At 57.7% G+C, this 25,794-nt stretch carries 22 protein-coding genes; 16 read left to right on the forward strand and 6 right to left on the reverse strand.

Features of this window, described 5'->3' with window-relative positions; all coding sequences use genetic code 11:
• Positions 1-155: 155 nt before the first annotated feature.
• From QEV83_RS06275 to rplI, 6 genes are all read left to right on the forward strand, one after another.
• Positions 156-1,448, forward strand: coding sequence for a hypothetical protein (locus QEV83_RS06275; RefSeq protein WP_280130363.1), 1,293 nt, complete (start codon positions 156-158; stop codon positions 1,446-1,448).
• Positions 1,449-1,918: 470 nt separating this feature from the next.
• Entirely contained in the window at positions 1,919-2,203 is a 285-nt protein-coding gene (locus tag QEV83_RS06280; RefSeq protein WP_348273262.1) for a hypothetical protein, read from the forward strand.
• Positions 2,204-2,449: 246 nt separating this feature from the next.
• Entirely contained in the window at positions 2,450-2,899 is a 450-nt protein-coding gene (rpsF, locus tag QEV83_RS06285) for a 30S ribosomal protein S6 (RefSeq protein ID WP_280130365.1), read from the forward strand.
• Positions 2,899-3,141, forward strand: a complete 243-nt coding sequence (rpsR, locus tag QEV83_RS06290; RefSeq protein ID WP_280130366.1) for a 30S ribosomal protein S18 — start codon at positions 2,899-2,901, stop codon at positions 3,139-3,141. Before rpsF ends, rpsR begins: the two co-directional genes overlap by 1 nt.
• A gap of 188 nt (positions 3,142-3,329) precedes the next feature.
• Complete coding sequence (locus tag QEV83_RS06295; RefSeq protein ID WP_280130367.1) at positions 3,330-4,391, forward strand: hypothetical protein; 1,062 nt, start codon at positions 3,330-3,332, stop codon at positions 4,389-4,391.
• 36 nt (positions 4,392-4,427) lie between these two features.
• A complete protein-coding gene (rplI, locus tag QEV83_RS06300) occupies positions 4,428-4,997 on the forward strand; it encodes a 50S ribosomal protein L9 (protein WP_280130368.1) in 570 nt (189 codons plus the stop codon).
• 44 nt (positions 4,998-5,041) lie between these two features.
• On the opposite strand, the gene yihA is transcribed toward rplI, so the two are convergent.
• The 4 genes from yihA to rpmH all read right to left on the reverse strand — a co-directional run bounded on the left by yihA (position 5,042) and on the right by rpmH (position 8,484).
• Positions 5,042-5,701: a ribosome biogenesis GTP-binding protein YihA/YsxC gene (yihA, locus tag QEV83_RS06305; RefSeq protein ID WP_280130987.1), complete on the reverse strand. Its 660-nt coding sequence runs from the start codon at positions 5,699-5,701 to the stop codon at positions 5,042-5,044.
• Positions 5,702-5,721: 20 nt separating this feature from the next.
• Positions 5,722-7,548: a membrane protein insertase YidC gene (yidC, locus tag QEV83_RS06310; protein ID WP_280130369.1), complete on the reverse strand. Its 1,827-nt coding sequence runs from the start codon at positions 7,546-7,548 to the stop codon at positions 5,722-5,724.
• Positions 7,545-8,066, reverse strand: coding sequence for a ribonuclease P protein component (rnpA, locus tag QEV83_RS06315; RefSeq protein ID WP_280130370.1), 522 nt, complete (start codon positions 8,064-8,066; stop codon positions 7,545-7,547). Before rnpA ends, yidC begins: the two co-directional genes overlap by 4 nt.
• A gap of 283 nt (positions 8,067-8,349) precedes the next feature.
• Positions 8,350-8,484 carry a 50S ribosomal protein L34 gene (gene rpmH / locus QEV83_RS06320; RefSeq protein ID WP_280130371.1) on the reverse strand — a complete coding sequence of 45 codons (135 nt, stop codon included), beginning with the start codon at positions 8,482-8,484 and terminating at the stop codon, positions 8,350-8,352.
• 305 nt (positions 8,485-8,789) lie between these two features.
• Between rpmH and QEV83_RS06325 the strand changes: the two genes are divergently transcribed.
• The 10 genes from QEV83_RS06325 (at position 8,790) to hisN (ending at position 22,171) form a co-directional block, all read left to right on the forward strand.
• Positions 8,790-9,374 carry an ANTAR domain-containing protein gene (locus tag QEV83_RS06325; RefSeq protein ID WP_280130372.1) on the forward strand — a complete coding sequence of 195 codons (585 nt, stop codon included), beginning with the start codon at positions 8,790-8,792 and terminating at the stop codon, positions 9,372-9,374.
• Entirely contained in the window at positions 9,371-10,507 is a 1,137-nt protein-coding gene (locus QEV83_RS06330) for a CmpA/NrtA family ABC transporter substrate-binding protein (protein ID WP_280130373.1), read from the forward strand. Before QEV83_RS06325 ends, QEV83_RS06330 begins: the two co-directional genes overlap by 4 nt.
• 286 nt (positions 10,508-10,793) lie before the next feature.
• Entirely contained in the window at positions 10,794-12,113 is a 1,320-nt protein-coding gene (locus QEV83_RS06335; protein ID WP_280130374.1) for a CmpA/NrtA family ABC transporter substrate-binding protein, read from the forward strand.
• A gap of 40 nt (positions 12,114-12,153) precedes the next feature.
• Positions 12,154-13,059 carry a nitrate ABC transporter permease gene (gene ntrB / locus QEV83_RS06340; RefSeq protein WP_280130375.1) on the forward strand — a complete coding sequence of 302 codons (906 nt, stop codon included), beginning with the start codon at positions 12,154-12,156 and terminating at the stop codon, positions 13,057-13,059.
• Positions 13,060-13,070: 11 nt separating this feature from the next.
• Entirely contained in the window at positions 13,071-13,868 is a 798-nt protein-coding gene (locus tag QEV83_RS06345) for an ABC transporter ATP-binding protein (protein WP_280130376.1), read from the forward strand.
• A gap of 27 nt (positions 13,869-13,895) precedes the next feature.
• On the forward strand, positions 13,896-15,113 hold the full coding sequence (locus QEV83_RS06350; protein ID WP_280130377.1) for an FAD-dependent oxidoreductase: 1,218 nt from the start codon (positions 13,896-13,898) through the stop codon (positions 15,111-15,113).
• A gap of 9 nt (positions 15,114-15,122) precedes the next feature.
• Positions 15,123-16,913, forward strand: a complete 1,791-nt coding sequence (locus tag QEV83_RS06355) for a NirA family protein (RefSeq protein ID WP_280130378.1) — start codon at positions 15,123-15,125, stop codon at positions 16,911-16,913.
• A complete protein-coding gene (locus tag QEV83_RS06360; protein ID WP_280130379.1) occupies positions 16,910-18,553 on the forward strand; it encodes a sulfite reductase subunit alpha in 1,644 nt (547 codons plus the stop codon). Before QEV83_RS06355 ends, QEV83_RS06360 begins: the two co-directional genes overlap by 4 nt.
• Positions 18,553-21,240, forward strand: a complete 2,688-nt coding sequence (locus QEV83_RS06365) for a nitrate reductase (RefSeq protein WP_280130380.1) — start codon at positions 18,553-18,555, stop codon at positions 21,238-21,240. The genes QEV83_RS06360 and QEV83_RS06365 overlap by 1 nt, the downstream gene beginning before the upstream one ends.
• A gap of 133 nt (positions 21,241-21,373) precedes the next feature.
• Positions 21,374-22,171: a histidinol-phosphatase gene (gene hisN / locus QEV83_RS06370; RefSeq protein WP_280130381.1), complete on the forward strand. Its 798-nt coding sequence runs from the start codon at positions 21,374-21,376 to the stop codon at positions 22,169-22,171.
• A gap of 617 nt (positions 22,172-22,788) precedes the next feature.
• On the opposite strand, the gene QEV83_RS06375 is transcribed toward hisN, so the two are convergent.
• Together QEV83_RS06375 and QEV83_RS06380 are read right to left on the reverse strand one after the other, a co-directional pair.
• Entirely contained in the window at positions 22,789-23,772 is a 984-nt protein-coding gene (locus QEV83_RS06375; protein ID WP_280130382.1) for a catalase family peroxidase, read from the reverse strand.
• A gap of 104 nt (positions 23,773-23,876) precedes the next feature.
• Entirely contained in the window at positions 23,877-25,205 is a 1,329-nt protein-coding gene (locus tag QEV83_RS06380) for a caspase family protein (protein WP_280130383.1), read from the reverse strand.
• Between the last annotated feature and the right edge of the window lie 589 nt (positions 25,206-25,794).

Consider the following 25,794-nt stretch of genomic DNA (forward strand, 5'->3'; position numbering starts at 1 on the left):
GCACAGAATCCGTGATCTTCCCGCTAGCCTTTGCCATGATCCCGCCGCGTGCGTATTCCATCAATTCTTTAGCCGCGCCGTGAACGCGCGGCAAGGCTCGCCTTTCGTCGAGACGATCATGACATCCGTCCGTTTAGCAGCATTGGTTGATTAGCATGTCCTCTTCAGGTTCGTTTAAGCGCGTTGGCTTTACGTTTGGCGCAAATGTTTATGGACAAGTCGTCACCATTGCCGCGCAGATCGGTCTCGTGCCAATCCTACTGCATGCTTGGGGGATCGAGCGCTATGGCGCCTGGCTTCTTCTGTCGGCGCTCTTGGCCTATCTGACGCTAAGTGATTTTGGCTTTACCTTCATTGCCAAAAACGAAATGACGATGAAAGCGGCGAGCGGCGACCGTCAGGGTGCGCTCGTCACCTATCAAAGCGTCTTCATGCTGCTCAACGTCATCGTTGCCGCTGTCACGCTTTTAGCGACTGTTTTAATTGTTTCGATTCGGCTTGGTTCGATTTTCGCTTTGGATCCGATGCTTGAAAGCGACGCAAAACTCATACTTTTTCTTTTTACATTGAACATCGCCTGTTTTCAGTATTTCCAACTTCTCCATGCTGCGGCCCGCGCCGCAGGGAAGCCGGCCGCGGAAACAATCTGGGCCGCATCTTCGAGGCTTGGCGAAGCCGCGGTGATCGCCGCCACCGCGTTACTTGGCGGCGATCCCGTGATGGCAGCGATAGCCATGCTGGTCAATCGCTTGGTCTTTACGGCCGCGATATTCGTTTGGCTGCAATCAATCGCACCATGGTTGCGGCTCGGCTGGTCGTTTTGCTCACAGAAGGAAATCAAACATCTCGCCCATCCGTCGATGAGTTATATGTTCGTTCCGATTGGAACGGCACTGCTGATCCAAGGTCCAGTTGTGATTCTCGGCTTGATTTCCAGCCCGGCTCAAGTTGTTGTATTCTCGACTTCGCGTACGCTCGTCAGGCTCGGAACATCGGCCATGAATATGGTGAATTTTTCTCTTATGCCTGAATATTCTCGTCTCTTTGGCATGAACGACGTCTCTCGCTTTTTTTATATCCTCAAGATTCATCTCGCGCTCGTTGCGACGGGGACCCTCATTTATGTAATCTTTACGATTTACGCGGGCAATTTCATTATCGAGCGTTGGACAAATGGAAGGCTAGTGGCAGAGGAGCCTTTTTTTACACTTCTGGTTTTCTCTGTCGGTGCGGAAATGATTTGGGCGGCGCTGTTTGTGCCTCTTTCCTCAATCAATCGGCATGTCATAGTTTCTGACGCCTTCGCGGTACTGAGCGTGATCGGCATTGCCGCTTGTTACGTGGGTGCCGCTTCGCACGGGTTAACGGGGACCGCCCTGGCTTTGCTCGGCACCCACGTTCTCATGATTGCAATTACATCCGAGCAACTAATCCGAAAGCGGCCTTAAGAAGCTTTTTTTACCAGAGTCTAGAGCATGTCCCAAAAAAGTTGCTCGACTTTTTCGATCAGGACACGCTCCAACTCTTTGAAATTGAACGTTTCCTTTTCGATCACGTGATTCCACGTGATCGGGAAGCGCTTTAACGTGTGAGGAAGCTGAATCAGAAAGGAGCTCACAAGCTGCTTTGGCGGGGGGACGCCGACGAGTGAACGCCCGCGTGCTCGCCGCTTAGACCGCACCAGACCGAAAATTCTTAAGGTCCGTTTCGATTCCTCTTGCGCGGGCGACTTTCCAATTTCAAAATTAAGATCATCGAATCGGGCTGTCACGAGGAATTCATGCTTGCAATCCCAGGAAAAGCCTGCGGTGAATGCAGCCTTTGCTGCAAAGTTCTCGAGATTACAGAGCTCACGAAAACCGCCGGAAAATTATGCGAAAATTGCCTGACATCGGGGTCCGGCGGTTGCGGAATCTATATGACGAGGCCGCAAGTTTGCCGCGACTACGAGTGCGCGTGGAAGGGCGAACGGAGCCTCGGTCCGCGTTTGCGCCCGGATCGCACCGGTACGATTTTGATGGAAGATCCCGATTCCGATGAATATCGCGCCGTCTGCGATCCTGAAAAGCCGTTCGCCTGGCTGACGCCGCTCGTTTTCAAACATTTGGTCGCAATGGCAAAAAGCGGGCGCATCGTCGTCGCCAAGGCAGGCTTGAAATCCTGGCGTATCCACGCGAATGGCCAATGGGGTCCCTGCATTTAGGACCTGGCTGAACTTGTTAACGATGCCGCTTTGAGGCGATCCAGAACGCACCTTGCCTCCATTGAAAATCCTTGTATAAAGCACGTTCCGCGGCTCTAGCCGGGGGCTGAACGGAAGCTCGCTACGCGGGCAGGATCATTCGATCCGCTTTCCAGTGTCCCCGCCTTCGTTTGCTGCTCGAGCCTTTCCGGGCTCGAAGGGCTCCGCGCTGGGGCGTCGCGGCGACTAAAAAAGAAAGGCTGTTGCATGGCTCTTTACGAGCATATCTATCTGGCACGTCAGGACATTTCCGCCCAGCAGGTGGAAACTCTTACGGCGCAATTCACGGCCATTATCGAAAGTTTCGGCGGCAAGGTCGAGAAAGTCGAATATTGGGGTGTGAAATCCCTGGCCTACCGGATCAAGAAGAACCGGAAGGCGCATTTCTCACTCCTTAATATCGATGCCCCGCCCGCAGCGCTCACCGAAATGGAACGCCAGATGGGGATCAACGAGGACATTCTCCGCTTCATTACGATCCGTGTCGAAGCTTTGGAGCAGGGCCAATCGGCGATGATGCGCAAGCGCGACGACGACGACCGCGGGGATCGCCCGGAACGGGGTGACCGCAGCCGCGGACCGCGCCCCGATCGTGGCGACCGAGGCCCGCGACGCCCGCGCGACGAGTCTGCCGCTATCGAGGAGGCTAGCTACTGATGACCACCGCCGCTGCCCCCCGCAGGCCTTTTTTCCGCCGCCGCAAAACCTGCCCGTTTTCCGGACCGAACGCGCCTAAGATCGACTATAAGGATACCCGCCTTCTTTCGCGGTACATTTCCGAACGGGGAAAGATTGTTCCCTCGCGGATTACCGCTGTTTCGGCTAAAAAGCAGCGTGAATTGGCCAAGGCGATCAAACGTGCCAGGTTTCTTGGATTGTTGCCTTACGTCATTCGTTGATCTCGTGCTCTGACAGGCCAAGCATCCGCTTGTGGGATATTTCCACCAAGGTGGAACTGTTCTACTATCCACTCTACTAAAAGAAGCAGATCACAGGCCGCGCGGTGAGGCCGCGCGGTTTTTGTTGGGATCAACGGAGACTTAACTTCTCCGATGGCCCTAACCGCGTTCAAGCGGGACAGCAAGGCATGATGAAGAAGCGTTTGAAGAAATTGGGTCCAGCTGTCGCCATCGGGATCGGGGCGGGTATCGCAGCGGCCGTTTTATGCAGCGTCGCCACCCGCGAGACAATTCCCGCGGAGATCCTCGCCAATCTCTCTCCGCTTCCGATCATGATCGCGATGCTCGGCTATGGCACCATTGCTGGCGCTACTGCGGTTGTTTCAGCTACGTTTACTGTCTCGATCCTTTTTTATGCGCACGAGAAATTCGGCAACCTCGACTCAGCGGCTCTCGCCGGGCTGACGTTCCTTTTTTTCCTTGCTCTGCCTGCGTTTTGGCTCAGTCTTCTTGCTGTACTTAGCAGGGTGAAGGGCAGTCCTAATTGGGTTGTCACGACCCGAGTCGGAAGTTTTTTCGCTCGCGAATATTGTCCGCTTGAACGTGTTCTTTCCTATGCCACCTCTTTGTGCGCCACGATTGGCGTCGCCCTTGCGATTTACGTCAGCTCTGAGTACGGCGGATTCGATATAGCGGTTGAACGGCTCACGGCGGACATAGCTCCAGTCGTCGACCAGCTGATTGGCTCCCGGATGCAGCTTCCGAAGGGCGTCGATGCGAAAAGCTTGGCGCACGCCACGGTTCTGGCAGCGGCGCCAATGGTGGCCGGGTGCAGCCTCATCATGATGATTCTCAATCTTTGGCTTGCCGGACGCGTGGCACAACTTTCAGGGCAGCTTCCCCGCCCATGGCCCGACATAGCTTGGGAATTGCGACTCCCGCGAATCTATCTTTTGGTGTTTGGCCTTGCCGCTGCGATAGGCCCCTATTTGGGCGGTCTTCCCGGCCTTATCATCGTCATTGTCGCGACGACGCTCGGCGTTGCTTATGCCCTGCTCGGTCTTGCCGTGGCCCACTATCTGACGCGCGGATCGAGCTTCCGGATTCCTGTGCTCGCGGCGATTTATGTTGGCCTCGCCATCCCCGTGACTTGGCTCGTATTTTTGCTGGCTCTGGTTGTCGTTGGCATTCTCGACACGGCTTTCTCCTTACGCGACCGCAAGAAAAAGGCCACCGAGCCCAATCCCTGAAATTGAAAATTCAACAGCAACTTGAAAGGCCATGTAATGGAAATTATTCTGCTTGAGCGCGTCGGGAAACTCGGCCAGATGGGAGATACCGTCCGGGTGAAGGACGGTTACGCCCGCAATTACTTACTGCCCGGCGGAAAAGCCCTGCGCGCGACGGAAGCCAATAAGACCCGCTTCGAAAGTCAACGCGCACAGCTCGAAACCCGCAATCTCGAATCGCGGCAAGAGGCATCGGCTGTCGCTGAAAAACTTAACGGCCAAGTCTTCGTCATCATCCGGCAAGCGGGCGAGACGGGTCATCTTTATGGTTCTGTCTCGCCGCGTGACATCACCGACGCGGTCACGGCCGGCGGGTTCAGCGCCATGCGCAATCAGATCGTTCTGAAAGCGCCGATCAAATCGCTGGGTCTCCACGAAGTGCCAGTGCATTTGCATCCCGAAATCGAAGCCCTCATCTCCGTCAATGTCGCGCGTTCCGCGACGGAGGCCGAGCGCCAGGCCAAGGGGGAAGCGATCAACGTTGTCGAGGAAACAAGCATGGATGACCTTGGCCTAGAAGTCGGCGCCGCGCTTGCCGATGCAAATGGCAGCCTCGGCGACGAATAGAGGAACAGGCGCCGTGACAGCGCTCGAGCTCGGTCTAAATGGCGTCAAGTGCCGCGTTCGAAAAGCAGCCTTGCTATCGCGCTGCGCAACTCGGCGATACCTTCGCCCCCGCGTGACGAGGTGAACACCACTTCTGGATAGGCGGCGGGGTGCCTGGCGATGAGGGCGAGGGTTGCCGCAAGGCGCTGCTCCCGCTCAGCCGCTGCCACGTCGTCCCATTTCGTCAAAACAATCTGGTAGGAAACAGCAGAGCGATCGAGAAGATCGAGCATATCCAAGTCGATCGGTTTCGCACCATGTCGGCCATCGATGAGGAGGAAAACGCGCAATAAGGATGCCCGTCCGCGCAAAAACTCTTCGATCAGGACGCTCCAGGACGCGGCTTTTTCCTTTGACGTCGCCGCGTAACCATATCCAGGCATATCCACGAGGCGGAGTTTTGCACTGTCCACGCCATTGCCGAGCGAGAAAAAATTGAGTTCGCGCGTGCGCCCCGGCGTATGCGACGTCCGGGCCAAGGTTTTCCTACAGGTCAGCGCATTGAGCAGTGAGGATTTCCCGACGTTTGACCGTCCCGCGAAGGCGATCTCCGGCGGCCCTAGGGGCGGCAATTGAGCGGCACTCGCTGCCGCCCATACGAAACCACATTCCCCAGCGAAAAGCTTGCGGCCGATCTCCACGAAGTCGGGTTGTGCGATCGCCAAATCCTTCACGCTTTTTCGACTCAGGTTGTCGTTGTCGCTTTCTTGCGAAATATACCGGTCAAATTGTCCCACAGTTCTATTTTCACTCCGGCCCGCTTCATGATGGTCGTTTGTTGAATGACCGACAGTATATTATTCCAGCTCCAATAGATGACGAGTCCAGAGGCAAAGGTGCCGAGGGTGAATGTGAAAAGGACCGGCATCCAGGTAAAAACTTGCTTTTGCACCGGATCGGCCGGCTCCGGGTTCACCTTCATCTGAAGGAACATCGTAATGCCCATGATCAACGGCCATGCGCCAATGGCGAGATAAGGCCCGAAGACGGGAATTTGCGTCGGATCATAGGGGATGAGACCGAACAGACTGAAAACATTCGTCGGATCGGGCTGCGAGAGATCCTTGATCCAGCCGAAAAATGGCGCCTGCCGCATCTCGATCGTTAAGACAAGCGTCTTGTAAAGCGCGAAAAATACTGGAATCTGGATCAGCACCGGCAAGCAGCCAGAGAGCGGGTTGATCTTTTCGCGCTTGTAAAGCGCCATCACTTCCATCTGCTGTTTGTGCTTGTCGTCGGGGAAGCGGTCGCGAAGAGCCAGGATTTGCGGCTGGATCAACTTCATCTTAGCCATTGCTCGATAGCTGCGATTGGCCAGCGGGAAAAAGAGTGTTTTAAATACAACCGTGATGATCAAGATCGCAACGCCGAAATTGCCAACAAACCCGTAGATCAGGTGCAACAGCCGGAACATCGGCTTGGTGATAAAATAGAACCACCCCCAATCGATCAGAAGATCGAACTTCTTGATCCCAAAATTGGCCTGATATCTGTCGAGCGTATCGGTCTCCTTGGCACCGGCAAAGACTCTGGACGTGAATTCACTCGTCGTTCCCGGCGCAACTGTCTTTGCATCAGAGTCGACGAAACCTGACTGGTAAATCGGGGCAGCGCCGATCACGCCCGAAAAGCTTGCCTCGACGGGGTTGGCCTGATCGGGAATGACGGCCGCCGCCCAATATTTGTCGGTCAACCCGATCCAACCGCCGCTGCCGGAGAAACTCTTCGTCCCGCGATCTTCCTTTTCGATCTTTTCGTACCTTATTTGCTGTACGCCTGAATCGCCGATGACTCCGACAAAGCCTTCGTGGAGGATGGAATACCCAGCGGAAACCGGCTTTCCGTGGCGCTTGACGAAGGCATAAGGGTGAAGCGTAACCGGCTGCCCTGATTTATTTTCAACGCTATCGGTCACCGTAAACATATAACGGTCATCGACGGCGATCTTGCGGTGGAACACAAGACCCTGCCCGTTGTCATAGGTCAGCGTCAGGGGTGCGGTCTCCGTCAGAACGTCATGATCCGCCTGCCAGAGCGTTTCCGGTCCCGGCAGAACAAGAGTCGCGTTCGGATCCGTGATGAAGCCTCCCTCGACGTAATAGGGATGGGATGAACTTGCCGGCGAGAGCAAGACGATGTCTGGGCTGTGGGGATCGACGGTTTCCCGGTAATGCTTTAAGACAACGTCGTCGAGCCGCGCGCCTTTAAGCGCAATCGATCCGTAAATGGCGGGCGCGTCGAGCTTAATCCTGGGACTCTCGGCCAGCGCGTCGGCGCGAGTTTTTTTCGGTTCCTGCTCGCTGGTTTGCACCGGGACGCCGGAGCCCGTTCTGTTTGAGGAATTGCCCGCCTGCCCGGTTGTTTGCGCTCCTGAGGCGTCTCGCGCGTGCATTTGCGCTAAGCGCTGACGCTCCTTTTCGAGTTGCGGACCGGCATAAAACGTTTCCCAGCCAAGGACGACAAGGATCGACAGGCAGGTTGCGAGAATGATGTTCTTGGTTTCTTGATTCATCCCTTGGGTGTCCTGCCTTTTGAACTCTTGTGGCGTGCCTCGCCGGCACCACCGGAAACGGGTTTGTTGCGGCGGTGAGCCTGGCGCATTCGCGGCGGGTTTTTATCTGTATCGATCTTGCCGAGCGCTCGCATGATTTCACCCTGCAAGGCCACAAAGGACATCGCAAGTGCCTCTGGCCGTGCGAGGATGACATAATCATGGCCGCGCCGCGCCGGAAGAGGTTCGATCAGTCGCAAAGCTTCCTTAAGACGGCGGCGGATGAGGTTACGCTGGACCGCCCCTCCGAATTGCTTGGTGATGGTGAACCCAAACCGTGGTGGCGAATCCTCATAGGGCGTGGTGTTATGCTGATCGCCGCTTTGATTGAGGGTACCCAGCGCCGGCAAAACGCGCGGTGCCGCCTGCAGAGTCAATCCGCGAGCGTGAAAGCGCTTTCCCTTCGCGGCGCGGAGGAAGTCCGCTCGCCGTCTCAGACGTTCCGGCACGGCCACGGCGCCTCCATGCGGCTCGTCCAAGACATTTCCCCAGATCAAGTGGCAGCAGTTTTTATTGCACTACATGTTTGTTTCTGCGCCATATTTTACACACGCTTCTTTGTGACGCTTGAGTGACGAAGCATAATTGTCAAGCTGCCGATGCGCGCTTGGCCAGCGCGGCCCCATCCAAGAGCCGGGGCTATGAAGCCGCACGAATTGGTGTCTGAGACGCAAATGCTAGTTGGAAACCTCGCCGTATTCGATGTCTGTCAGGAGCACCTAAAGGAACACCAAAAACTCGCGTGCAAAATCCCCGGAGGGTTCACGCGGACAGCCGTTTGCGGCCGCGCGCGCGCCGTGCCGCGATGACCTTGCGGCCTCCAACGGTTGACATCCGGGCACGAAATCCATGCCGGCGCTTGCGCACAAGCTTGCTAGGTTGGTAAGTCCGCTTCACCGCGCCGCTCCAATTTCAGTCCCAATAACGCAAAAAAAGCCGTTCCAGCAAGACTGAATATTTCAAGTCTCGGCCGGCATCAGCATCGAAACCGCCAAACGATGGCGGCGCAGCCAATGCTTCCTCCCTAGCAAGGACGGACCCCATTGGTTGCGGTTGCGCGTCTTATAAGGGAAACCTGCAAATCAAGTCAATTCGGCTCGACACGCGCGCCAGCACTTCATGGCCACCGTCCGGTCCGCCAAACCGAAACCTCTCCTGGCCCGCTACGTGCTAGTTGGAAATCATCGACTTAGGGAGCTTTGTTGAGCCGGGATCTGCGCATTGCCGTTATCGACAAGAATCCGCTGCGCGCGGCGATTCTCGAGGAAGGCTTGCGCGCGGCTGGCCACATGAGCGTCACGCACATCGACGATACGGCGGACCTTCTCGATCGTATTCACGCGATCGATCCCGATGTCATCCTGATCGATCTTGAAAGCCCGAGCCGCGACGTGCTCGAACAAATGTTCAAAATGAGCCGTTCGGTCGCCCGGCCGATCGCCATGTTCGTCGACCGCTCCGACACGGGGATGATCGATGCCGCGATCGATGCAGGAGTTTCGGCCTATATTGTCGATGGCCTCCGCAGTGACCGGGTGAAGCCGATTCTTGACACGACGATCAGCCGGTTCAACGCCTTTGCCAAGCTCAAGAAGGAACTTGAAACGGCAAAGTCACAGCTCGAGGACCGGAAAGTCATCGACCGGGCCAAGGCACTGGTCATGCGCGCCAAGTCGATTCCGGAAGAGCAAGCCTACGCCCTCATGCGCCAGGTGGCGATGAATGAAGGCAAAAAGATCGCCGACGTTGCACGGTCCATCATCACCGCCGCGGAGTTATTGGGATGACGCAAAGGCTGCGGATCGGATATGTGCCTCTCACGGACGCTGCGTTGCTTCACGTCGTAAAAGCCCAGAATCTGACCGGTAAATACGGGCTCGGCATTGAACTCATTGCCGAATCCTCCTGGGCCAATATCCGTGACAAGCTCGTCGCGGGCCATTTCGACGCGGCACATATGCTGGCGCCGGCCGCCATTGCGGTCTCGCTCGGCGCCGGACAAATCGAGGCGCCGTTGATAGCGCCGGTAGCCCTTGGCCTGAACGGAAATGCCTTCACGGTCTCAAATGCCCTATTTGAAGCTCTGCTGCGTGAGGTGCAGGGCGATATGTCCGATCCCCGCGTCACCGCCAGGGCGCTTGCTAGGATCATGGCACGGCGCCGCGAAAAGGCGGAGCCGCAACTCACATTTGGCCATGTTTTTCCCTTTTCCAGTCATCATTACCAATTGCGCCTGTGGTTGCGGGCCGGTCACATTGATCCGGACGAAGATGTCAGACTTGTTGTCGTGCCTCCCCCTTTCATGGCCGAGACCTTACGCAAGGGACAATTGGACGGTTTTTGTGTCGGGGCGCCCTGGAATTCGGTCGCGGTGGCGGCGGGCGCCGGGATCATCCTTCATCAAGGCACCGATATTGTCCGCGATTGCCCAGAAAAGGTATTGGCCTTCCGGACAGAATGGGCGCGTACGCATAAAGAGGAGGTCGGCGCCCTCGTGGAAGCGATCGGCGGCGCATCGCGCTGGGCGTCGTCGTCAAGCAACCGGAATGCCCTCGTGACGCTACTTACGGCAACGGCTGGGCAAGATGTTCCGGCCGCGACAATCGAAAGAATCCTAGGAGATCCAGCCTCTCCGTCGGCCTCTCCGCTCGTCGCCACCGGCTTGCGGCTCGATGAAGAGGCCATCAAAGCCAGTCCAATCCAGGCACTTTGGCTCTATGCCCAGATGGTGGCAGCTGGACAGATCACGTATTCGGACGCTTTTGCGGCAGCGGCGGCGGCCGTCTACGAGCCAACTCCAGGATCCTCGATCCCGCCGAACCACGCCGCCACGCCCGCCGTCTTCGACGCTCCTGTGTTTTCCGCGAATGACATCCCCTCTTACCTTGCGTCCCTGAACCCCAGCGGGACGAACGATTAAATTTCATGCACTGCACAATAAGTATGCGGCGCGGGTAGTGGTTGAGCAGATTGCGGCTTGATAAATCAACCTGCAGCACGATGGATGCGATGCTTTGTCAAACCCGCAAGAGGGGAGAATGCCGCGTAGGAGGTTTGGCACATAGCTTGCTTCTCTATAACCACAGACCGGCTCCCTACGGTCTTTTCTGGGTCCAATGATGGGCCTGGGCATCCAGCAACGCCGCTGACTGGCCTTCACTCTGTGTGGGTCCGCCAGCGGCTTTTTTTTGGCAAGGAGCCAACGTATGAACGCTAAGACTCTGACCGAAGTGGCCGGACTGACACGCCGCTCATTCATTGGTTCGACCGCTAGCCTTGGCGGCACCGCCGCGCTCACCCTGGCCGCGCAGAGCGCGTTTCCGGCCGGTGTTTTCGCCGAAACAGCCGGCCCTGAGGTGACGAAAGTGGTCCTCGGCTTCATCGCACTGACCGATGCCGCCCCCCTGATCATCGCCAAGGAAAAAGGTCTGTTCGATAAGCATGGGCTGACCGGCGTCGAAGTCAATAAGCAAGCTTCGTGGGGCGCTACGCGGGACAATCTCGTCCTTGGCTCGGAGTCAAATGGGATTGACGGGGCACATATCCTCTCGCCGATGCCCTATCTGATCTCGGCCGGCAAGGTCACGCAAAACAACGTGCCGGTGCCGATGTATCTCCTCGCGCGGCTCAATTACGACAGCCAGGGAATCTCGGTTTCCAATGAATATAAGGATTCAAAAGCCGGTCTCGATTCCGCGCCGCTAAAAGAGATCTTCGCCAAGAAGAAAGCCGACGGCAAGGATGTGAAGATCGCCATGACGTTCCCGGGCGGCACCCATGATTTGTGGATCCGCTATTGGCTCGCCGCCGGCGGCATCGACCCCGACAAGGACGTATCCACGATCGTTGTGCCGCCGCCGCAGATGGTGGCCAATATGAAGGTCGGCAATATGGATGCCTTCTGTGTCGGCGAGCCGTGGAACGAGCAACTCGTCAACCAGGGAATTGGATTTACAGCCTGCACGACGGGCGAAATCTGGAAGCGGCACCCCGAAAAAGCACTCGGTATGCGGGCCGCTTGGGTCGATAAAAATCCAAAAGCCGCGAAGGCCGTTCTCATGGCCGTGATGGAAGCGCAGCAATGGTGCGACAAAACTGAAAACAAAGAAGAAATGGCGGCAATTCTCGGTAAGCGCCAATGGTTCAACGTTCCCACCGCCGACGTGCTCGGCCGGCTGAAGGGAGATATCAACTACGGCAATGGCCGGGTTGCAAAAGGCACTGGCCTGCAGATGAAATTCTGGGCGGGCGGGGTGTCCTATCCGTTCAAGAGCCATGATACATGGTTCGTGGCCGAGGATATCCGTTGGGGCAAGTTCGAACCTTCGACCGATATCAAGGCGCTGGTCGATAAGGTCAACCGCGAGGATCTTTGGCGCGATGCCGCCAAGGCGCTTAATGCGAGCGCGGCTGACGTGCCGAAATCAACGTCGCGCGGCAAGGAGACCTTCTTCGACGGAAAGGTCTTCGATCCGGCAAACCCTTCCGAATATCTGAAAAGCCTTGCGATCAAGCGGGTCGCATGACGCCCCAGACTCAAGAATTCAACGAACGACGGAGATTCCCATGTCCTTTACCGGCTCGCCACAAGACTCAAGCACCGCAACGGCGGCCGTAGAGACTTCGATCCAATCATCCGTCGGCGATAGGCGGCACGTCCCTCTCATTGAGATGCCGTTTGTGAGATCAATGTTTCGATCCGCGCGGCGCAATCTCGTGCCGCCGTTGATCACTTTCATATTGATCCTGATCGCCTGGCAGATTCTTTGCTCGCGGCCGGGCGCCACCCTCCCATCCCCCACCGTCGTTTGGTCGGAAGCTGGTGATCTGATCAAGCATCCTTTCTTCAACAATGGACCGCAGGATATAGGGCTTGGCTGGCGCGTGCTGGTCTCGGTCCAGCGCGTCATGGTTGGCTTCGGCTTCGCCGCCGTCGCCGGCGTGCTCCTCGGCACGCTCGTCGGACAATCCATCTGGGCGATGCGCGGGCTCGATCCGATCTTTCAAGTCCTTCGCACGGTGCCCCCTCTCGCGTGGCTGCCGCTCGCGCTCGCGGCATTCCGCGACAGCAACCCGTCAGCAATTTTCGTGATCTTCATCACGAGCATCTGGCCGATCATCATCAACACCGCCGTCGGTGTTCGAAACATTCCGCAGGATTACCGTAACGTCGCGAAAGTGCTTCGGCTCAACCCGTTTGAGTTCTTCACCAAGATCATGGTCCCGTCCGCCGCGCCTTATATCTTCACCGGGCTGCGGATCGGAATAGGGCTCGCGTGGCTCGCGATCGTGGCAGCGGAAATGCTGACCGGTGGTGTTGGCATCGGCTTCTTCATCTGGGACGCCTGGAATTCCTCGCGGCTGCCCGACATCATAGTCGCGCTCGGCTACATCGGGGTGACTGGTTTCGTACTCGACCGCATCGTGGGTGCGATCGGCAGATTCGTTACGCGCGGCACCGTCGCAAATTAAAGGAGAGCCTCATGGCGCGTTCCTACCTCAAAATCGATCATGTCACGAAATGTTTTTCGCGCAACGGCACGACGTCGGAAGTGTTGAAGGATGTCGATCTGGCAATCGAGCGTGGACAGTACGTCTCCATCATCGGCCATTCCGGTTGCGGCAAGTCAACGCTTCTCAACCTTGTAGCCGGCCTCACCGGCGTAACCGAAGGCGTCATCTTGCTTGAAGAGCGCGAGGTTGATAGTCCCGGTCCCGATCGGGCGATTGTCTTCCAAAACCATAGTCTGCTGCCCTGGCTCACGGTCTACGGAAATGTGCGACTCGCCGTCGACAAAGTGTTCCGGGGCAAGAAGTCGCGCGCCGAGCGGCATCAATGGACCATGCACAATCTAGATCTCGTGCAGATGACGCATGCCAAGGATAAGCAGCCCTCCGAGATTTCCGGCGGCATGAAGCAGCGCGTCGGCATTGCCCGTGCGCTCGCCATGGAACCGAAGGTCCTGCTCCTTGACGAGCCTTTCGGTGCACTGGACGCACTCACGCGCGCCCATTTGCAAGACAGCGTCATGCGTATCCATGCAACTCTGAAAAATACCGTCATCATGATCACGCATGACGTCGACGAGGCCGTGCTGCTTTCCGACCGTATCGTCATGATGACGAACGGTCCGTCGGCAAGGATCGGCGAGGTGCTCGATGTACCGCTCGAACGGCCGCGCCAGCGGCTCGATCTCGCGACTGATGATACCTACATCCACACCCGAGAAAGCGTTTTGAAATTCCTTTATGAACGCCACCAGTTTGTCGAGGCCGCATAAATTCGTATCCCTCGGGAGGTCAGGCACATGGGTGAGCCCCTCGTTGTCATCGGAAACGGAATGGCCGCGACGCGCTTCGTCGACGAACTGATGCAGAACGCGCTTGGCCGTTATAGCGTGATTGTCGTCGGCGCGGAACCGCGGCTCTCCTACAACCGCGTCCTCTTGTCTTCTCTGCTTGCGGGTGAGATTGACGAGGCGGCGATCGAATTGAAGCCGCGCGAATGGTGGAGCGGGCGCGGCGTCACAACTCTCGATGGACAGGCTGTTGTTTCGATCGAGCGCGCTTCTCAAACGGTGACACTCGCGAATGGGCTGAGCTTTCCCTATTCAAAGCTCGTCTTGGCGACCGGCTCGCAACCCATAATGCTTGCAAAGCCAGGCATGGATCTTCAAAATGTCCTTAGCTTCCGGGATCTTGCCGATGTCGCCGCGATGCGCGGCTTGATGCGGAAGGGTGCCCGCGCGGTGGTAATCGGCGGCGGTCTTCTCGGCCTGGAAGCCGCCTATGGCCTTGCCAAGGCAGGCGTGAAAGTGACGCTAGTTCATTTGATGGACCGCTTAATGGAGCGTCAGCTCGATCAGCGCGCGGCGGCCCTCCTGACTCATGCGATCGCCGCCAAGGGCGTCGAGGTGCTGCTCGGCGCCGATACAAAGCAAGTGTTGGGCGAAGATCGAGTTACGGGTCTCGAACTCAATTGCGGGCGGATCGTTCAATCCGATTTCGTAGTCTGCGCGGTCGGTATCCGGCCGCGGGCGCAACTCGCGCGCGATGCGGGCCTCACGGTCAATCGCGGCATTATCGTTGACGACGGGCTCGCTACCAGCGATCCCAATGTCTTCGCAATTGGCGAATGTGCCGAACATCGAGGCGTTGTGTACGGTCTCGTCGAACCAGCCTATGAACAGGCGAAGGTCTTGGCGCGCAAACTCTCCGGAGACTCTTCGGCTTCATACGCGGGATCGATCCTTGCAACAAATTTGAAGGTGTCTGGAGTGAGTTTGTTTTCGGCCGGGGAATTTATGGAAAGCTCATCGAACGATGTCCTCCTTTTCGAGGATCATGGCACCGGAGTTTATAAAAAGCTCGTCATCGAGAATGATAGACTCAAGGGCGCAGTTCTGTTTGGCGATACGGCGGACGGCCTTTGGTACCAGGGTCTCATTCGCGAAGGCGCTGACGTTTCGCATTTGCGCGATGTGCTTGCCTTCGGGCCAGCGCTCGCTCTCCCGCAAGCCGCGTGAGGCATTTCGATGTCCGGCGATTTCACCCCTGAACAGAAGCGTTATCTTGAAGGCTTTGTCTCTGGCGTTCAGGCGCGCGGCGGCAATGGCTTTTCGGCTTCGCCGTCTGTTTCGACACCAGTGCAAGAGCCAAAACCCATGGGCCCCGACGCGCCCCACCTCTTGGCTCAGGACGAAACGATCAAGGCAGGCAAGAAACTTGTGGACCAGGAAAAGTGGAAACGCGAAGAGCACCCGTTTGACGCCTATCAGAAACTGCGTGGGCAGGCGGCGCGTGACGAATTTCCGAAGCCCGCCGACAATTTTCGCTGGCGTTATTATGGTCTCTTCTATGTCGCACCCGCGCAGGATAGCTATATGTGCCGGTTGCGTATTCCGAACGGTATTCTTTCCCATTGGCAGTTCGCGGGGGTTGCTGATCTTGCCGAAAAACTCGGTGGCGGTTTTGCGCATGTGACAACGCGCGCCAATCTGCAATTTAGAGACATCGCGGCGAAGAATGCGGTCCATGTCGTCGAGGGAATTCGGGATCTAGGCCTCACCTCGCGCGGCTCCGGCGCCGACAACATCCGCAACGTGACCGGCGACGCCACTGCCGGTATCAGCAGGCAGGAACTGATCGATACCAGGCCCTATACCCGTGCGTGGCACTTTCATATCCTGAACCAGCGCACGCTCTATGGTCTGCCCCGTAAATTCAATGTCGCATTCGACGGCGGCGGCGCCATTCCAACGCTTGAAGACACCAATGACATCGGCTTCCAGGCCGTCGAAATCGAAGATGGCGCCGGCATTGAGCCCGGTATCTGGTTCAAGCTCATTCTCGGCGGCATTACGGGACATAAGGATCTGGCGCGTGAAACTGGCGCGATCCTTAAACCAGATGAAGCCAGCGAAGTCGCCGATGCAATCGTGCGCGTCTTCATCGCCGAAGGTGACCGGACCAACCGCAACAAAGCGCGGCTGAAATATGTTCTCGACCGCTATCTTGCCGAGAGCGGCGGCCTGGATGGCTTTCTCGCCAAGGTGGAGGGGCAACTCGGGCACCCCATCGCACGCGTCGACGCAAAGCATATTCGGCCGCGTCCCGTGCAAGACAGGCAGGCGCATATCGGCGTGCATCCGCAAAAGCAGCCAGGCCTTTTTTATCTTGGGATTGTCCTTCCAGTCGGCAGACTAAGCTGCGCCCAGATGCGCGCGCTCGCTTCCATTGCGCATGACTTCGGCGACGGCGAACTCCGCCTCACGGTCTGGCAGAATCTTTTAATCTCGGGGATTCCTGAAGGCCACCTCAACAACGTCAAGGCGGCGGTGGAATTGGCTGGCCTCGATTGGCGGGCCTCATCGATCCGCGCTGGACTCGTCGCCTGCACCGGTTCGCGCGGCTGCAAGTTTTCCGCCGCCGACACCAAGACCCATGCGGAGGATATCGCGGCATGGTGCGAAGCGCGGGTCACGCTCGATCAGCCGGTCAACATTCATTTGACAGGCTGCCATCATTCCTGCGCTCAGCATTATATCGGCGACATCGGGCTCATCGCGGCACGGGTGAGCATTAACGATGAGGGTGACACAGTTGATGGCTATCACATTGTCGCCGGCGGGGGCTATGGCGCTAAGGGTGCGATCGGCCAAGAGATTTTGCGCGATGTGAAGGCGCAAGATGCGCCAGCGAAAGTCGAGAACCTGCTGAAGGCATATCTTGCTCATCGCACCTGCAGCGCCGAGGGTTTTCGAGATTTTTCCGCCCGCTACGATGTTGGCGCCCTTAAGAAATTCGCCGAAGGACAAGGGACATGAACGCCATTTCGCGTCCGCCACAGACCGCACCCATGATTCCGGAAAATGCACCGTTTTCTACCGAACAGCGCGCCTGGCTGAATGGATTCTTCGCGGGCCTTCTTACAACCGATTCGCAAGGCGGCACCGCCCTCCCCGCACAGGAAAGCGCGGCGCTTGCCGCCGCTTTTGCGACGCAATCCGTGGCGCCCGAGCTTGAAGACGATGGTGCCCCCTGGCACGATCAAACATTGCTTCTCGCCGACCGGATGAAGCTTGCAGAAGGCCGTCCGCTCCCACGCCGCATGATGGCCGCAATGGCGCAACAGGACTGCGGTCAATGCGGCTATAATTGCGAGGATTATGCCAATGCCATCGCCTCGCAATCTGAAGACCGCCTGAATCTTTGTGTGCCCGGCGCCAAAGAAACTGCCCGCACGCTCAAAATCCTGATCGAAGAGATGGGTGGAGGCGCGACCGACCCGGACGAAGCCAAGGCAAAAGCTGACGCCAAGGCCGCCAGTAAGGCTCTTGACGTTGATGTCCGTCTAGGGCGTTCGCGGAATACTCCGGCTGAGGCCGTATTCATCGCCCGCAAAAGGCTAAATAAGGAAGGGTCGGAAAAAGCGACATATCACGTCGAATTCGATATTTCGGATGCAGGCCTTGATTATGAACCGGGGGATAGTTTTGGCATCTTTCCGGCGAATGGCGATGATCTCGTGAGCCGTGTCATTGACGCGATCGGCGCACCGCAGAATTTTCCCATCGCCGGTAAAACGCTCCGGCAAGTGCTCCGCGAGGATGTTTCGCTCGGCCTCGCGCCGGACATGTTGTTCGAACTCATCTCTTATATCACCGGCGGTGTGGCACGCACAAAGGCAAAAGCCTTGGCGAAAGGGGAAGATCCAGACGGCGACGCCGCTACCCTTGATGTGCTGGCGGCGCTCGAGAAATTCAACCGTCTGAGACCCGATCCAGAAGCGTTCGTCGAAGCCTTGGAACCGTTGCAACCAAGGCTCTATTCCATCGCGTCTTCGCATAAGGCAGGACCAGGACGCGTCGCGCTCACTGTTGATCATGTGCGCTATGCGATCGATGGGCGCGAGCGGCTTGGGGTCGCCTCGACCTTTGCTGGGGCGACATTGCGTCCCGGCGACAAGATTAAAGCCTATGTCCAGCGCGCCCATGATTTCGCCCTCCCGGCGGACGGGAACACGCCCATCATCATGGTCGGACCTGGCACCGGGGTCGCGCCTTTCCGGGCGTTTTTGCAAGAACGCATGGCGGCCCATGCCAAGAGTCCCGCCTGGTTGTTCTTCGGCCACCAAAAGCGCAACACCGATTTTTTCTACGAGGACGAATTGTCGGGCTTCCAGGCGGCAGGCACGCTGTCAAAACTCTCGCTGGCCTGGTCGCGCGATGGCGAGAACAAAGTGTATGTGCAAGACAAGATGCGCGAGGACGCCGCCGAACTTTGGTCATGGCTCAGCAAGGGCGCTCATTTCTATATATGCGGCGATGCCAAGCGCATGGCAGCTGACGTCGATGCAACGCTCATCCAAATCTGCGCCGACCACGGCAAGATGGACGCCGCCGCCGCCAAGGCTTTCGTGAAGGAACTTCGGGCGCAACACCGCTATCAGGCGGACGTCTATTGATGAATGCCCATACGCAGGCGCCGGGCGTTCAAACGACATGCCCCTATTGCGGCGTCGGCTGCGGCGTCGTCGCGACGCCTGACGGAACAGGCGGAGCCGCCATCGCCGGCGACAAGGGCCATCCAGCGAATTTTGGCCGCCTGTGTTCCAAGGGTTCGGCACTTGGTGAAACCCTGGGACTCGAAACCCGGCTCCTATATCCAATGGTAGACGGCGCCCGCACCACATGGGACGCGGCAACCCAACGCATCGCCGACGGTTTCCAGCAAACCATCGAGCGGCATGGGTCGGGTGCAGTTGCGTTTTATCTATCGGGTCAATTGCTCACCGAAGATTACTACGTTGCCAACAAGCTGATGAAGGGTTTTATCGGTTCCGCCAATGTCGACACCAATTCGCGGCTGTGCATGTCCTCGTCCGTCGCCGGACACCGACGGGCATTTGGCTCGGATACTGTACCAGGATGCTATGAGGATCTCGATGAAGCAGATCTCTTGGTGCTTGTGGGATCGAACGCCGCATGGTGCCACCCGGTGCTTTACCAGCGGATGGTCAAAGCGCGAGAGACGCGCGGAGCGCGCATTGTCACCATCGATGTCCGCGGCACGGCGACGACTGAGAGCGCCGATCTCGCCCTGTGCATCGCACCCGGCATGGATAGTGTGTTGTTCAGCGGCCTTCTGGTTCATTTGACTGATGGCGGATTTATTGATCGCGCCTATATCGGATCGCACACCGAAGGTTTCGAAACAGCCCTCGCCGAGGCGCGTAAATTCGCCCCGGATCTCGCCGCCGTCTCCCAAAAATGCGGCGCATCGAGCGCTGATGTTGAAGCTTTTTTCGACCTCTTTGCCTCAACAAAACGCGCGGTGACCCTCTATAGCCAAGGTGTCAACCAATCCTGGCAGGGGACGGACAAGGTCAACGCCCTTATCAATTGCCATCTCGCCACGGGGCGCATTGGCATTCCGGGTGCCGGGCCATTTTCCCTGACCGGGCAGCCCAACGCCATGGGCGGCCGTGAAGTTGGCGGTCTCGCCAATCAGCTTGCGGCCCATATGGGATTTTCGACGGAGGAGATCGATCGTGTCGGCCGTTTCTGGGGTGCGCCTCGCATGGCCCGGCGGGAGGGTCTCAAGGCGGTGGCCATGTTGGAGGCCGTCGCGCGGGGTGATATTAAGGCACTGTGGATCATGGGCACCAATCCGGCGGTGAGCCTGCCGCGCGCCGATCATGTCCGCACCACGCTGCGCAATCTCGATCTGCTTGTCATCTCTGACAATGTAATCTCGACCGATACGATCAGTGCTGGCCCCCATGTCCTATTGCCCGCAGCCGCGTGGGGGGAAAAAGACGGCACGGTGACCAATTCCGAACGACGCATCTCCCGTCAACGCGCATTCGTACCTCCAGCAGGCGAGACGAAGCCCGATTGGTGGGCCGTTTCGGAAGTCGCCAAACGGATGGGCTTCGGCGCCGCGTTCGCGTATCCAGGTCCGGCTGCAATATTCCGGGAACATGCCGCCCTCTCGGCGTTCGAGAACAAGGGAACCCGCGACTTCGATCTGGGCGGGCTTGCCGGGCTTCATGACGCTGATTACGATTCGCTTGAGCCTCTTCAATGGCCGGTTGCCGTGGGCTCATCCGGCGGAAAAAAGCGAATCTTCGCGGACGCCCGCTTCTTCACGCCCTCGGGCCGGGCGCGTTTCATCGCCATCAACGAGCCCATGCTGGCCGAATCTCCGGACGCAAACTTTCCGTTTCTGTTGAACACCGGGAGGGTTCGCGACCAATGGCACACAATGACGAGAACCGGCCTTTCGCCGCGCCTCTCAAGCCACATGCCCAACCCCTTTGTCGAGGTCAATCCAGACGATGCGGCGAAGATCGGCCTGGAGGAGGACGGTTTTGCCAAGGTGCACACGGCACATGGAAGCGCGGTTCTTCGCGTCAATATCACTTCTAGGCAAGTCCCAGGCCGGATCTTTGTTCCTATTCATTGGAACGACGAGACCGCGGGACGCGCCCGGGCTGGCGCGCTGATCCATCCCATCACGGATCCCCATTCGGGTCAGCCGGATTCCAAGGCCGTTCCGGCAGCGCTGACCCCAATAAGCTTCGCCGCACATGGCTTCGTCCTCTCGCGAGCTCGCACGCCATTGGCGGGCGACACCGTTTTTGCCTGGAGCGCCATCGAGGGTGGTTATGCAGCCAGGTTTGCGACCAACGAGCCCTTCAAAACAGTGTTTGAAGCCCTTGCGGACCGGTCGCGCGGCACCGAGCAAACGACCTATATTGATCCCTCGCGCGGAATTTTCCGCGCGGCGCTCATTCAACGTGACAGGCTGGAAACGGTTGTTTTTTTTGGCAGGTGTGAAGACGTTCCACCTTACAGCATTCTTGCCAAAGCCTGGAAGATTGAACGCCTTGATGCAACAGCGCGCCGCTTTCTCCTCTCAGGCAGAGCCGCGTCCGCGAGCTTCGATGCAAGCCCCACGATCTGCGCATGCTTCGGCGTAAAATTGGGAGCTATCACGCGCGCCATCAGCGATGGCGCCGCTTCGACGGAAGCGATCGGCGCCCGGCTCAACGCAGGCACAAATTGTGGATCGTGCCTGCCCGAGCTCCGCAAAATGATCGCGGCCGCGCAGAAGCAAGAGAAGGCCACAGCCTACGTACCTGCATAACCGGCCGGAATTTCTACAATCGCGGATAGGGACACAACTTTGCATGCACCAACGGGGACGGTTCCGCATTTTGGCTTGCAGGCGGCCCACCACCGTGCGACGAGCAGCCGGTTAGACGATCGATAGGACCAGCATGGCAACGGTGGATTTTGCCGCTTTCGTCGAAAGGCTCGCGGACGTCGCAGCTGATACGATTTTGCCGTTTTTTCGCACGGCCCTTCGCGCTGATGACAAAAACGTCGGAGGCATGTTCGATCCTGTGACGGAGGCAGACCGTGCTGCCGAAGCCGCGATGCGGCACCTCATTCAGGAGACATTCCCAGAACATGGCATCATTGGCGAGGAATTCGGCTCCATTCAAAGCGATGCGGACTATGTTTGGGTGCTGGACCCGATCGATGGCACCAAAAGTTTTATTGCCGGTATGCCGGTATGGGGCAGTCTTATCGGGCTTTTGCACAAAGGTCTGCCGGTCTATGGCATGATGGTTCAACCCTTCACGCTTGAGCGATTCACGGGGGATGGGAAGGGCGCGGTGTGGCGCGGTCCTGGGTCCGGCCGGCACATAGTGCAACGCAAGCTTGCTACCAGCAGGTGCCCGGGAATAACACAGGCCACTTTGATGACGACGTCGCCGTTATTATATTCCGCTGCGAAGCTCAAGGCATTCCGCCGGGTCGAATCCAAGGCCCGTCTTTCGCGCTATGGCGGCGATTGCTATGCCTTTGCCATGCTTGCGGCGGGTCACGTCCATTGCGTGATTGAATCAAATCTCAAAACCTACGATATCGCTCCCCTTGTTCCCATCATCCAAGGGGCAGGAGGAACCGTCACACGTTGGGATGGCGGCAATCCGGCAAACGGCGGCGATGTTGTTGCATCATGCGATGCCCGCACCCACGATGAAGTTTTAAGCTTGCTGGAAGGGTAAGCGCATGAACGAGACGGTTGCCATTGGCAGACAGGAAAACCGTGTCACCCTGCCAGCCATTAACCGATGCCGCTCTCAGCTCCGCGCCTTCTTATTGAGCTTGGCCTGAATCTCGAGCAGAAGGTTTCGGAGCTTTTCCGGTTCGGAGTTTTCTCCCGGCAGAGGAAAAATTTTCTGCAATTTCCGGCCAAAATGTCCGCAGTGAGTCTTACCGAGAATTGGCCCGATTTCCGCCTTCTCGAACCGGCTTTCCGCTTGCAACGGCACTCCGCCTGAAAAATCGTTTTGGTTCGAGTATATTTTCATCGTAAAGGATTGCTTGCTATGTTCGAGTTTTGCCGGAACTTGGCATCTAAGAGCAGGCCGCGCCCACAATTTCACCTCGCGCTTTAAGTTTTGCGAAGTGTGGCGCGCCGCATTTTTGCTTCCGCACGACAAACTTCCGGGGCGCATTTTCGTTCCCCCCGGAATGGTTTGGCCGTTGGAATAGTTTTGGCAAAATCTTGCCCGGGCCCGGATCCCAGCTGGAAGCTTTGCTTTAACTTCGGTGGCTTCAACCGTCGAGGAGAAGCGCTGCCGCCACAGCGACATTTCACAATTAACGAAATTTTGGCTTTTCACGGATTGCGCCGTGAAAACGAAACGGCATAAGCCCCATCCCGAACGCCGATCAAGGGATCGTCGGATGGCTCTATCCCCTCGACGAGCTGGCCTGGCAAAAACAACAATGTCTTCTGAGCCTCGAGGCTATTGGAGACGGGCTTATCGATCGTCAGCACGCCGAGTTCCACAATCTCATTCCCGCTCGGCCAAGGGACCGAAGCATCTTTCGTCGAATCGCCCGGCGAGGCGAGCTGCGCTTTGAGGTGGAACGTCACGGGACCGCGCGCGAGACGGGCTGGCAGTTCATCAATGAGAAAGTCTGGCGCGGCTTTGGCCGCGTCCGCCTCCGAAAGATGCACCAGTTTGTCCGGAGCCATGATATAACGCACCGCGCGGCGTTCTCCCTTATCGTTGACCAAAACAAAGGCATTGACGCCGTAATATTCTTCGTCGGCGAAGCTGTCCGGCGTTTCTACTGTTGCCAAGGCTTTCGGCATGCTTGGATGTTTGGCCGCGAACTCGTCGAGCTTCGTCGGCTTTGGCGCACCGGGGGGACTTTCCGCAACGGCAAGCAGCATGTCGCGAAAATCTTCGCCTGACGAAACAGGAAAGAATTTGAGCGAATTGATCACCATGTCGGTCTCGCTGCCGTCCGCTAGGTGATATTTGATCGCCAATCCATGCGGGTTGGCGAGCCGCGAACCATCGGGCAGATTGGGAACGCCGGTTGAATCCGAAAATCGCACGGTGACCGGAACTGGGCTACCAGTGAATATGACCGCCTTGCTCAGGCGCGCCGCCGTCGGCGCGGCCTTAAAACTTCCTTCGGCGACGACCCCCTTGGCGTGATTGGCACGAAAACCTGGATGAACACCATAGACTTTGTTCATGGCATCGACGATTTCCGTCTCTAACGCCGTGTCCTGGGCCACGGCCGGCCCAAACCATGCGGTCAGGAGGAGGGCCGCCACTGCCTGTATTTTTGTCGCTATTGCCACTGAACACCTCATTGTTTGCGGCGGACCCGCCGCCCATTGTGACGCTATTCGTCAGCTTCGTCTCTCGGAACCGCAAACGTGGCTTTTTGTTCCAACGGTGCGTGTCACCACTGGCTCCCGCCAGTGCCCGGTGTTCCGCTATTTGCTCCGGCTCGCAGCCAGATACCCGTCCCCAGCCGTCCCGTCATGATGAGCGTGTTGGGATCACGGAATTCATAGGGTCCCCCATCTTCCCAACCCGCCAAATATCCGCGGGTCGTGTGCAACGTCCAATGCCCATTGCTGAGGGTAATCGTTCCCTCATGCGAGCCGACAGCACCCGGCCCTCCGCTGCGGAAACGGTATGTGCCGTTAGAGAGAATGTCCCATATCCACCGGGCGGGACCCCGTTTGTTCGAAACAGCGGTTTCCCAAGTGCCAACTCCCGCGGGATCGACCGGAATTGGCGCCGGTACCCGGATCGCCGCATTGGACGGGGGCATCAACGCGGCAAGCTTAGCCTTAGCAAGGCCCGCAAAGGTGCAATTGGGAAAGCGGGACAGATGGTCCTCGAAGCCCTCCTTTGTGCCAAGCCTCTCGGAACTCTTCCAGTGCGCTTCGGCATCGGCACAGGGATTGGTCCGTGTCACGTTCATATCGGGCGCCATCACGGGCGCAACCGATGGTTTTTCATGCAGATAGAACTCACCGATCAGAGACAAGGAAAGTTCAGGAAGTTGAGCGTGGTTTGTCGTGTCATAGACATCCGAACCAATCTGGCGAAAGATGGTGCCTATTTCCGCATTACTCTCAATGTGTTTGAGGAACGCTGCTGTGTAAGGACTGTTTCGGCCCGTCCCATCCTCCGCTGTCCGGGCCGCCTGGGTGGCATAGGCGACAATCATCCCTTGCGGACTGTCGATCTTGGCCAAGCCGTGCTGCATTGACGCCGCCCGCGTCAGTCCGATTGAACGCTTCATTTCGTCGGCAAGCGGATTGTCGCGGCAGGCATCCAGGACGAGAATGCGCAGATTCTTGGCCTGCTGAAGATCCGCGACGATATCGTCAACCCGTATCATACGGCGCAAGTCCGCCTCGTCGGTGAGCTTAGCGTCGAGCGGCATCAGATAATTAACGCCAGCGAACTGCATAGCGTGACCACTATAATAAAAAAGTGCCACATCCGCGTCACGCGCCAGCCGTGCGAATAGGATGGTACGCTCATCCATCCCGGCCTTGTTCAGATCGAGGCCGACTATGGTTTCGAAGCCCGAGCGGGTAAGCGCATTAGCAACATCCTGGGCATCATTCCTCGGATTGGGCAAATGGACCGCATTTTGGTAGGCGCCATTCCCGATTACCAGCGCCACGCGCTTGTCAGCGAAGGCGGGCAAGGCGCCCCATAGGACCAAGGCTGCGGCTAAGCTAAACAGACTTTGCCAATTCTTGCCCATGAGAACCTCAGGGTGACAGCGTCGCGGGATCTGGACCATGCTCACCTGGTGCCGTCACAACTGGATGCTATCTGGAGCTGTTGGACACTATCCAACGGGATGTTCCAAAGTACAACCAGTCTTGAGAATCGCATCGCCGAGGCGGCGTCTGGCCAAGTGCAGCCGCTCTAGCGGCGACATCCGAGCCACCACAGCCCGGACCGTAGAGCTGTTTGGGACGGGGAACTCAAAGCACGGTCTTTAAAACATCGGCTTTTTCCTGTTAAAGAGGGTTGACGTGCCTGGCGAGCGCTATTAAGTTCCGCCCACTTCAGACAGGCAGTAGGTTTTTGCTTTCGGGGCGGCTCGCCCTGGACCTATCAAACCTAAACGCTGTCAGACTCAGCGGCATAACAGTCACATCGGTCCAAGAGAGAATTTACTGTCTCTCCAGGATCACCATCGGGCAAGAACGCGGCATTTATCGCCGTGCTCCTCTACCAAATCCGGGCGCCGGAGGCCTTGACGGGCTGAAGGCGCTTTGCCGTTTGCCTTGATCGCAGCGGCGGCCGGAGCCGGACGTTTATTTCGAGGCGAATCGGGTTTCCCG

The organism is Methylocapsa sp. D3K7, assembly GCF_029855125.1.
Taxonomy (GTDB): Bacteria; Pseudomonadota; Alphaproteobacteria; order Rhizobiales; family Beijerinckiaceae; genus Methylocapsa.